Source organism: Mycobacterium persicum, from assembly GCF_002086915.1.
GTDB lineage: Bacteria > Actinomycetota > Actinomycetes > Mycobacteriales > Mycobacteriaceae > Mycobacterium > Mycobacterium persicum.
Window position 1 is genome coordinate 6,046,339 of the sequence record NZ_MWQA01000001.1, and the last position, 10,405, is coordinate 6,056,743.

At 67.5% G+C, this 10,405-nt stretch carries 8 protein-coding genes; 7 read left to right on the top strand and 1 reads right to left on the bottom strand.

Annotated elements, in window-relative coordinates; genetic code table 11:
* Positions 1-14 precede the first annotated feature (14 nt).
* Positions 15-800 carry a TrmH family RNA methyltransferase gene (locus B4U45_RS27425; RefSeq protein ID WP_075547251.1) on the top strand — a complete coding sequence of 262 codons (786 nt, stop codon included), beginning with the start codon at positions 15-17 and terminating at the stop codon, positions 798-800.
* 27 nt (positions 801-827) lie between these two features.
* Here the strand turns inward: B4U45_RS27425 and B4U45_RS27430 are convergent, their stop codons facing one another.
* Positions 828-1,886, bottom strand: coding sequence for an oxygenase MpaB family protein (locus B4U45_RS27430; protein ID WP_075547281.1), 1,059 nt, complete (start codon positions 1,884-1,886; stop codon positions 828-830).
* Between the two features lie 514 nt (positions 1,887-2,400).
* Here B4U45_RS27430 and B4U45_RS29990 point away from each other — a divergent pair.
* The 6 genes from B4U45_RS29990 to B4U45_RS27460 all read left to right on the top strand — a co-directional run.
* Positions 2,401-3,516 carry a PE family protein gene (locus B4U45_RS29990; protein WP_275887202.1) on the top strand — a complete coding sequence of 372 codons (1,116 nt, stop codon included), beginning with the start codon at positions 2,401-2,403 and terminating at the stop codon, positions 3,514-3,516.
* A 65-nt stretch (positions 3,517-3,581) separates the two neighbouring features.
* The gene (locus tag B4U45_RS27440; RefSeq protein ID WP_198929525.1) at positions 3,582-4,493 is read left to right on the top strand and encodes an adenylate/guanylate cyclase domain-containing protein; all 912 of its coding nucleotides are present in this window, start codon (positions 3,582-3,584) and stop codon (positions 4,491-4,493) included.
* Positions 4,494-4,502: 9 nt separating this feature from the next.
* Entirely contained in the window at positions 4,503-5,282 is a 780-nt protein-coding gene (locus tag B4U45_RS27445) for a rhomboid-like protein (RefSeq protein WP_075547282.1), read from the top strand.
* Positions 5,283-5,615: 333 nt separating this feature from the next.
* Positions 5,616-6,659 (top strand): phenylalanine--tRNA ligase subunit alpha, encoded by a 1,044-nt coding sequence (gene pheS, locus B4U45_RS27450; protein WP_075547254.1) that lies wholly within the window; start codon positions 5,616-5,618, stop codon positions 6,657-6,659.
* Complete coding sequence (gene pheT / locus B4U45_RS27455; RefSeq protein ID WP_219859561.1) at positions 6,659-9,145, top strand: phenylalanine--tRNA ligase subunit beta; 2,487 nt, start codon at positions 6,659-6,661, stop codon at positions 9,143-9,145. Before pheS ends, pheT begins: the two co-directional genes overlap by 1 nt.
* A gap of 197 nt (positions 9,146-9,342) precedes the next feature.
* Positions 9,343-10,405: PE family protein (locus tag B4U45_RS27460; RefSeq protein WP_219859562.1), on the top strand; the 1,063-nt coding region annotated here is incomplete at its 3' end.

The window sequence follows — 10,405 nt, forward strand, 5'->3', positions numbered from 1 at the left end:
CGCACCGCGCTCCGGTGCTTACCGAACGCTCGGCCAGGGTAGCCGCCGCGGTCAAATTGCATCGCCACGTTGGCCGGCGTCGTGCGGATCGATTTCTCGCCGAAGGCCCCAACCTGGTCGAGGCCGCGTCGGCGCGCGGGCTGGTGCGGGAAGTGTTTGTCACCGAGGTCGCGGCGCAACGGCACGAGACCTGGTTGAGCGCACAGGACGCGCCGGTCCATCTGGTGACCGAACGTGCCGCAAAAGCCTTGTCCGACACGGTTACCCCGGCGGGACTGGTCGCGGTGTGCGACATGCCGACCACCCGCCTGGATGATGTGCTGACCCGCTCACCGCGGCTCATCGCAACGGCCGTCGAGATCAGCGAGCCAGGTAACGCCGGGACACTGATCCGCATCGCCGACGCCATGGGGGCCGCGGCCGTGATCCTTGCCGGACACAGCGTCGACCCGTACAACGGCAAGTGTTTGCGCGCGTCCGCGGGCAGCATCTTCAACATTCCCGTCGCCGCCGTTGCGGACACCCATGCCGCCATCGTGTCGTTGCGGGGCGCCGGGTTGCAGGTGCTGGCCACTGCCGTAGACGGTGAGACGTCCCTCGACGATGCCGATCCGCTGCTGGGAGTTGCGACGGCGTGGTTGTTCGGTCCCGAATCCCGGGGGCTATCGGCTGACATCGCCGCCGAGGCGGACCACCGGGTGCGCATCCCGATGTCCGGCGGAGCGGAGAGCCTGAACGTCGCCGCCGCGGCGGCCATCTGCCTGTACCAGAGCGCCCGGTCGCTTCGCTCTGCTCGCTGAGATCGACGCGGCGTCTTATGCGGTGTCTTATGCGGCCCGAGCCGCCCGGCCCCGGGCGGGGCGCAGGCCGGCCAGCGACAGCGTGGTGTGCACCAACGACCCGGCCCGCTCCATGATCAGTCGGGCCGGCTCCAGCGGGAACGGGGCGAAACCGCGTGCGCGCGGTGGGAAGTAATGCATCGGCAGTCCGCGGCGGTCCCGCGGCGGTGCCATGAAGGCGGGCGCTTCGACCAGTGGCGCGTCACTTCGGGTCCGGCCCTCTTCCCGGCGGTAGGCGGCCAGCGCACGGGGATGCAGTCTGATCTCGTCGGGCACCGCCAGGAACACCAGCTCCACCAGCTTGCCGAATAGGCGCAGCAATACCTCGTCGCCCGGGGTCCAACGCATGCCCGCCTTCTCCCGCACGGCCGGATCGAACAAGCCGGCCGCGATCCAGCGCTGACCGGCAACCAGGGGCTTGAACATCTGGTCCCAGAGGGGCGTGGGCATGAGCACGAACTTCGGCTTGGGAATACGCATGTGGAAGATGTCCATGGTGGCCTGGTTGATCTCGAGTTCGTCCCGGCAGACCCGGGCCCAATACTCCTGAAACTCTTCCCACGACTTGGGGACCGGCCGCATGCTCATGCCGTACATCCGGTACCACCGCACGTGTTCGTCGAACAGTTGGCGCTTTTCGGCCTCGGTCAAACCTCCGCAGAAGTATTCGGCGACTTTGACGACGAGCATGAAGAACGTGGCGTGCGCCCAGTAGAAGGTCTCCGGGTTCAAGGCGTGATAGCGACGACCCTCGGCGTCGACTCCTTTGATCGTGTGGTGATAGCCCTTGATCTGCTCGCCGGTCCGGGCCGCCCGGTCGCCGTCGTAGACGACGCCCATGATGGGATACACCGACCGGGCCACCCGCTGCAGTGGTTCCCGCAGCAGGATCGAATGCTCCGTGACGCCGGCACCTAGCTCCGGATACATATTCTGGATCGCGCCGATCCACACGCCCATCATTCCGGTCCGCAGGTCACCGAAGTATTTCCAGGTCAGCGAATCGGGTCCGAGTGGCTGGACTGGTGTCGTCGATGTGGCAGTCATCGCGGCCTCCACGCGCTCGATGTGCGCTCACGATAAACGGTGACAACACACGTTGTCTACGATTTCGGCGAGTGCCCCAGCATGCTGTTATCGGGCGTCCATAGCGGCGTGGTGCTCGCGTGATCAGGGAGGTTTGTCGCAGCGCGTGACATTGGGCGAACCCCGGCGAGCCCGTGCCCCGGGACCCGGCGGCCGGGGGTGGTCGACTGCGTCCCGAGCTGCGGATGCGACCGACCGGATGGGATAATCCCGCGACGGCCCACCGGGATGTTGCCGACTGCCACGAAACAGTTCCGATCGGACGATTTGACGTCCACCGCAACGTTGTCTTTGCCTTGCTTGCTTCTCGCACGTTGATTTCGAGCTGGTGCGGCGAAGCTCCGGGCGTTGCTGGAAGGGCCGAAAAAGGGCTAACCAAAAGGCGATTGCCGGGAGTAGAGTTTCTTTCCTGGAGACTACTCGGTGATTTTCTTCTTGAGTCAAGCAAGGAGGCCCGGCTTTGTCGATTCTCAATGTGGTACCGGATGTTATGAACGCGGCGGCGGGAAATTTGGCGGAAATTGGTTCCGCGATGAGCGCGGCCAATGCGGCGGCGGCTCCGCCCACGACCGGCCTGGTGGCCATGGCGGCAGATCAGGTGTCGGCGGCTGTCACGACGGTATTCGCGACACACGCCCAGGACTATCAGGCCCTCAGCGCGAAGATGGCGGCGTTTCACGACCAGTTCGTCCGTACCCTGAGCAATGGCGCGGGTGCCTACCTCGGCGCCGAGATCGCCAATGCCGAGCAGAATCTGCTGAACGCGGTGAATGGACCCGCCCTGTCGTTGCTTGGCCATCCGTTGCTGGGAACTGGCGCAGATTCTGCTGCACGCGCAGCGACTGCCGGCAGCGGCACCAGCGCGACGGCCACCGGTGCGACGGCTACCGGTGCGACGGCTACCAGCGCGACGGCCACCGGTGCCACGGCTACCGGCGCGACGGCTACCGGTGCGACGGCTACCGGTGCGACGGCCACCGGTGCCACGACTACCGGTGCGACGGCTACCGGTGCGACGGCCACCGGTGCGACGGTCACTGGTGCCACGGGCGGCGGCGCGATGTTGCCGCTGGCCGGGCCGACCGCTCCGGTGAGTGTTCCGCTGCTGAATACGAGCACCCCGTTAGGTCCGGTGGCGCTTACACTCAACGGGACCGTGGACCTGACTACCTTCGAAGTGGCCCTCACCTCCGGCTCCATCGCATTACCTACGCCGCTTGCGCTCGGCATTGATGCTTTGGGTCCGTATTACCTCGCGACGACCGCGCTCCAAAATAGCGCCATAGCGTTTGGCAACGCGATATCAAGCGGGAATCCGTTGGCGGCGGCAGGCACGCTGTTCTTTGCTCCCGTCAACGCCGTAAACAGCTTCCTTTTCGGCCACGACACGATAACGCAGTCGATGGCGGCGCCAGCGGGGCTTGGTTACTCGGACGTGGCGTTCAGCGTTCCGGTTGGCGGGCTGCTGTCCCCGCTTCAGCCCTTCACGCTGACGCTCACGCCGACTAGTGGAACGCCCACCTCGATTGCATTGGGCGGAACACAGGTCGGCGGCCTCGTTCCCGGCTTGTTGGGGTTGCTGTCCGGCTGATCGTCGGGGCGCCGGCAGGACGACTGTGATTGCCTGGCTCAGCCCGTAGCACCTACCCTTGCGAGGTGGCGGTCGGGGCTGGCGAAGGGGAGTCCGGCGTGCCCGACGAGACGGCGACTGCGGTCGCGTCGTCGGCTTCGCGTCGGCGTTCTCCGGGGCAGTGGCTGCGCTCCACCAACCACAGCCCGGGCGTCGTGGCGTTCATCCGGCGGGCGCGACGGCTGTTGCCTGGCGATCCCGAATTCGGCGATCCGCTGTCCACTGCGGGTGACGGCGGTCCGAGGGCCGCGGCACGGGCTGCCGACCGGCTGCTGGGGGATCGTGATGCGGCCTCGCGTGAGGTCAGCCTGGGTGTGCTGCAACTGTGGCAGGCATTGACTGAGGCAGTTTCTCGCCGTCCGGTGAATCCCGAGGTGACGCTGGTCTTCACCGACCTGGTGGGTTTCTCGACCTGGTCGCTGCAGGCCGGTGATGATGCCACCTTGGCGCTGTTGCGCCGGGTGGCCCGGGCCGTCGAGCCCCCGCTGTTGGACGCCGGGGGCCACATCGTCAAACGGATGGGCGACGGCATCATGGCGGTGTTTCGCAATCCGGCTGTAGCCGTGCGCGCCGTGCTCGCCGCTCGGGAGGCGTTGAGCGAAGTCGAGGTGGCGGGCTACACGCCGCGGATGCGCGTGGGCATCCATACCGGCCGGCCGCAGCGACTGGCCGCTGACTGGCTCGGTATCGACGTAAACATCGCCGCTCGAGTTATGGAACGCGCCACAAAAGGTGGCATCATGATATCGAGTCCCACCCTGGACCTGATCCCGCAAAGCGAGTTGGACGCATTGGGTGTCGTCGCCAAGCGGGCACGTCGGCCGATGTTTTCCAGCAAGCTCACCGGCATTCCACCGGACTTGGCGATTTATCGCCTCAAACCTCGTAAGGAGCTGCCCGCTTTTGGTGACGGTCCCGAAACAGAACAGCAGGCATAGTAGATGTCGATGACTCATCGCATTTGGGCACTGCTGTACCGGCTCGGCCGGGTCCGGTTCACGCTTGGCTACTTGGCAGCTCTTGGCTCGGTCAGCATCGCGATCTTGATGCTCGGTCCGCATGCCCACGAGCAGGTCATTCGGCATGCCAGTACAAACCTGCACAACCTGTCACACGGTCGCCTGGGCACTCTGTGGAATAGCGCCTTCGTGATCGCCGAGGGGCCGCTGTACTTCTGGCTGCCGTGTCTGGCCTGTCTGCTCGCGCTTGCCGAACTGCACCTGCACACCGGACGGTTGACCCTCGCGTTCGTCGTCGGCCATCTCGGGGCCACCTTGCTGGTGGCGGCCGCGTTGGCAGCCGCGGTCGAGTTCGGCTGGCTGCCGTGGTCGATCACCCGGGTCAGCGACGTCGGGATGAGCTACGGCGCCCTTGCGGTGGTCGGAGCGCTCACCGCGACGATCTCTCGCCGCTGGCGGTCGGCATGGATTGGCTGGTGGGCGTCGCTGGCCGTGGCGACCGCGATCGCCGGTGGTGATTTCACCGACTCCGGCCACGCCATATCGCTGTTGCTGGGCATGTTGGTGACCATGCGGTTCGATCGGCCGGTTCGCTGGACGCCGGCGCGGTATGCGTTGCTCATGGTCTCGTCCGGTTTCGGCTTTCTGCTGCTGGCGCATACCAGCTGGACATCGGTGAGCGGTGTTGCCGTGGGCGCGTTGGGCGCGGGCGTGGCCTACGGGTTTGTCCGCTGGAAGACCATGCGGGTCGTACCGGCTCAAGCATGACGCGCGGCCGGGCCGGACGGGCGTCCCGATAGGACGATAAGGCCCCACCGCGATGCGGTCGAATCGCTGTCGTGGGCGGGGGCGGATGGTCTCGATGAGGTGGCTGGAGGGTCCGGCCCCGGGGGGCGTTGCCCAGTGGGCGTCACCAAAACGAGCCGATCGATGACTTATGATCGGCAGTTGCGTCATACCCGTGCCGTGAACCGACCCCGCGACGATGTGAGCCACGTTAGGGCCCACCCGCTGGCCGGGTGACGGACCGAGGTGGGTGTCCCCCTCGGGGGAGAGCCGGGCAGTTATACCTAGCCTCGTCAGCAAGGAGAGTGTCGCCGCGTGGGTGAGCAACCCGTCGATCTGTCGCCGGAGGCATTAGCCAAGGCGGTCAACGCCGCCCAGCAGGCTTTTGCGTTAGCCGACAGTCTGGAGGCGCTGGCGCGCACTAAGACCGAGCACCTTGGGGACCGTTCGCCGTTGGCGCTGGCCCGGCAGGCACTGGGCAAGTTGCCCAAGGAGGAGCGTGCCGATACCGGCCAGCGAGTGAACGTCTCCCGCCGCGATGCACAACGCAGCTACGACGAACGTCTGGCGGCGCTGCGGGCCGAACGTGACGCGGCTGTGCTGGCCGCCGAGGGTATTGACGTCACGCTGCCGTCGACCCGGCAGCCGACCGGCGCCCGGCATCCGATCACGATCTTGGCCGAGCACATCGCGGACACCTTCATCGCAATGGGATGGGAGCTGGCCGAAGGACCCGAGGTCGAAAGCGAGCAGTTCAACTTTGATGCCCTCAACTTCCCGCCGGATCACCCCGCGCGCAGCGAGCAAGACACCTTCTACATCGCGCCGGAGAATTCGCGGCAGCTGCTGCGCACCCACACGTCGCCGGTACAGGTGCGCACCCTGCTGCAGCGCGAATTGCCCGTCTACATCATCTCGATCGGCCGGACCTTCCGCACCGACGAACTCGACGCCACCCACACGCCGGTGTTCCATCAGGTCGAGGGATTGGCGGTGGATCGCGGGCTGACCATGGCGCACCTGCGCGGGACGCTGGACGCCTTCGCCCGCGCCGAGTTCGGGCCGTTGGCGCGCACCCGGATCCGGCCACACTTCTTCCCGTTCACCGAGCCGTCCGCCGAGGTCGATGTGTGGTTCGCCAACAAGAAGGGTGGCGCCGACTGGGTGGAATGGGGTGGCTGCGGAATGGTGCATCCAAACGTGTTGCGGGCCGCTGGAATTGACCCGGAGGATTACTCGGGATTCGCGTTCGGAATGGGCCTGGAGCGAACCTTGCAGTTCCGCAATGGAATTCCCGACATGCGCGACATGGTCGAGGGCGACATCCGGTTCTCGTTGCCGTTCGGGGTGGGTGCCTGATGCGCGTTCCGTATAGCTGGCTGCGCGAGGTGGTTTCGGCCGGATCGCCGGGCTGGGACGTCTCGGCCGGTGAACTCGAGCAGACGTTGGTCCGGATCGGCCACGAAGTCGAAGAAGCGACCGCACTCGGCCCGGTCGACGGTCCGCTGACCGTGGGAAGGGTAGCCGGTATCGAGGAACTCACCGGTTTCAAAAAGCCGATCCGGGCCTGCCTGGTCGACCTCGGCGACGTCGTACAGCACGAAATAGTCTGCGGTGCAACAAATTTCGTGGTCGGCGATTTGGTGGTCGTAGCATTACCCGGAACCACCCTGCCGGGCGGATTTACCATCACCGCCCGCAAGACGTACGGCCGCACTTCGGCGGGAATGATCTGCTCGGCGGCCGAACTCGGTTTGGCCACAGACCATTCCGGCATCCTGGTGCTGCCGCCGGCAACGGCCGAACCGGGAGCCGACGCCGCGGGTGTGCTCGGATTGGACGACGTGGTTCTCCACCTGGCGATCACCCCCGACCGCGGCTACTGCATGTCGGTGCGCGGGCTGGCCCGGGAGATCGCCTGCGCCTATGACCTGGAATTCGTGGACCCCGCCGAGGTGCCGGCGCTGCCGGTCGAGGGTGAGGCGTGGCCGCTGACGGTGCATCCCGACACCGGTGTGCGCCGGTTTGCCCTGCGGCCGGTGACCGGCATCGATCCGGCCGCGGTATCGCCCTGGTGGCTGCAACGCCGGCTGCTGCTCTGCGGCATCCGGGCGACTTCGCCGGCGGTGGACGTCACCAACTACGTGATGCTCGAGCTCGGTCACCCGATGCACGCGCACGACCGCAACCGGATCACCGGCAGCCTGGGAGTGCGGTTCGCCCGGTCCGGCGAGACCGTGATCACGCTGGACGATGTCGAGCGGCGCCTCGAACCCGCCGACGTCCTGATCGTCGACGACGTCACCACCGCAGCGATCGGCGGCGTGATGGGTGCGACCAGCACCGAGGTGCGCGCCGATTCAACCGACGTGCTTTTGGAGGCGGCGATATGGGATCCGGCTGCGGTGTCGCGCACCCAGCGGCGGTTGCACTTGCCCAGCGAGGCTGCCCGACGCTACGAGCGCGCAGTCGACCCGGCTATTTCGGTGGCCGCCCTGGATCGATGCGCCGCGCTGCTGGCCGATATCGCCGGGGGAGTAGTCGTCCCGGCGCTGACCGATTGGCGGGGTGAACCGCCGGTCGATGACTGGTCGATGTCGCCGATCCGGATCGCAGCCGACCTGCCGGACCGCTTCGCGGGCGTGTCCTACGCCCCGGGCACGGCTGCTCGGCGGCTGACGCAAATCGGCGCCGAGGTGGTCACCGACGACGATGTGCTGAAGGTGACGCCGCCGAGCTGGCGACCCGATCTGCTGCAGCCCGCCGACCTCGTCGAGGAGGTCATGCGGCTGGAAGGGCTCGAGGTCATCCCGTCGGTGCTGCCTGCCGCGCCCGCGGGCCGCGGACTCACGGCCACCCAACGGCGCCGTCGGGCGATCGGTAAATCACTGGCGCTGTCCGGCTACGTCGAGGTGCTGCCGACGCCGTTTCTGCCGGCCGGCATTTTCGACCTTTGGGGACTAGTGGCCGAGGACCCGCGCCGGACCACGACCAGTGTGGTCAACCCGTTGGAAGCCGACCGTCCGCAGCTGGCCACCACGTTATTGCCGGCCCTGCTGGAAGCGTTGGGGCGCAACGTGTCCCGCGGTCTGACCGATGTCGCGTTGTTCGCCATCGCGCAGGTGGTCCGGCCAACCGAGCAGACTCGCGGCATCGAGCTGATCCCCGTGCACCGCCGGCCCACCGAAGGCGAGATCGCCAAGCTGGACGAATCGCTGCCCCGGCAACCGCAACACGTCGCCGCGGTGCTGGCCGGCTTGCGCGAGCCTCGCGGTCCTTGGGGTCCGGGCCGCGCGGTCGAAGCCGCCGACGCTTTCGAGGCGGTGCGAATCATTGCCCGGGCCAGCGGAATTGACGTCAACCTTCGCGCGGCCCGGTACCTGCCCTGGCATCCGGGCCGCTGCGCAGAGGTGTTCGTCGGCGATGCCTCCGTCGGTCACGCGGGGCAGCTGCATCCGGCCGTGATCGAGCGGACGGGCCTGCCGAAGGGCACCTGCGCGATCGAGCTGAACCTCGACGCGATCCCAGTCGTGGAATCCCTGCCGGCTCCCAGGGTGTCGCCGTTCCCCGCGGTGTTTCAGGACGTCAGCCTCGTGGTGTCCGCGGATGTCCCCGCCCAGGTCGTGGCGGATGCGGGCCGCGACGGGGCCGGCGAGTTGCTGGAGGACATTCAGTTATTCGACGTCTTCACCGGTCCGCAGATCGGCGAAGCGCGCAAGTCGCTGACCTTCGCGCTACGGTTTCGCGCGCCCGATCGCACGCTGACCGAAGACGACGCAAGCGCGGCCCGCGACGCGGCGGTACAGCTGGCTGCGGAACGTGTCGGCGCCTTGCTGCGTCGCTGAAACTGTGGGCCGGGCGCCAAGTTAGCCGCGCGGTGGGGTCCTGCCTTTCCGTGTGCTCGTTGGGGTCCCCGAACTATTTCGGTGAAATTGTCAGGGAAAACACGGAATTCGCGTCTCGAAACGCCTACCATCTGCTTTCACCGGCCGTCGCGACGCGACGACAGCTTGATTCGGGACGGGAAGTGGAGGTTGTCGGGATGTCGTTGGTGATTGCGATGCCGGAGATGGTGGCTTTGGCAGCAACGGATTTGACGAGCATCGGCTCGACGATCAGCTCGGCCAACGCGGCGGCAGCAGTGTCTACCACGGGGCTGCTGGCAGCCGGTGCCGACGAGGTGTCGGCGACTATTGCGTCGCTGTTTTCCCAGCACGCGGCGGAGTATCAGGCGCTGAGCGCGCAGGTCGTGGCTTTCCACTCCCAGTTTGTGCAGACCCTCAATTCGGGTGCGGCCGCCTATGCCGGCGCCGAGGCCGCCAACGTCCAGCAGAACCTGCTCGACCTGATCAACCAGCCCTTCTTGGCATTGACCGGGCGGCCGCTGATCGGCAACGGCACCGACGGGACGAGCGGACCCGTCGGTACCGGCGGCGGTCCCGGTGGGTGGCTCTTGGGCAACGGCGGCAACGGTGGCGATAGCACCAACGTCGGAGTGACTGGCGGGGCCGGCGGGACCGCCGGCTTGCTGGGCAACGGCGGCAAGGGCGGGAGCGGCGGGCCGGGCACGGCCGCCACCGCCGGCGGGACCGGCGGCGCCGGTGGTGCGGGCGGGTGGCTTTACGGCAATGGCGGTGTTGGTGGGGCTGGCGGGAGCACCACGGTCAACAACGCCCACGGCGGTATCGGCGGGGTCGGCGGCAGTGCCGGGTTGCTCGGCTACGGCGGTGCGGGTGGCGCCGGCGGCTCCGCCACCACCGGACTTGGCGGCAACGGCGGCGCCGGCGGCGACGGCGGTGTGTTCGGTGCCGGCGGTGGCGACGGCGGTGCCGGCGGGAGCGTCACGACCGGGACCGGCGGAACCGGCGGTGCCGGCGGCAACTCCCAGTACTTCGGTACCGGCGGCGCCGGTGGGCAGGGCGGGAACTCCACGAACAACGTCGCCGGGACCAGCGGTGGTACCAGCGGTGCGGGCGGTGCGGGCGGCAACGGCGGGTCGCTCTTTGGCAACGGTGGTGTCGGCGGGGCGGGCGGCAGCTCGACCAGAGGTCTCGCCGGCAGCGGCGGCGCAGGCGGCATCGGCGGTGTGTTCGGCAACGGCGGCG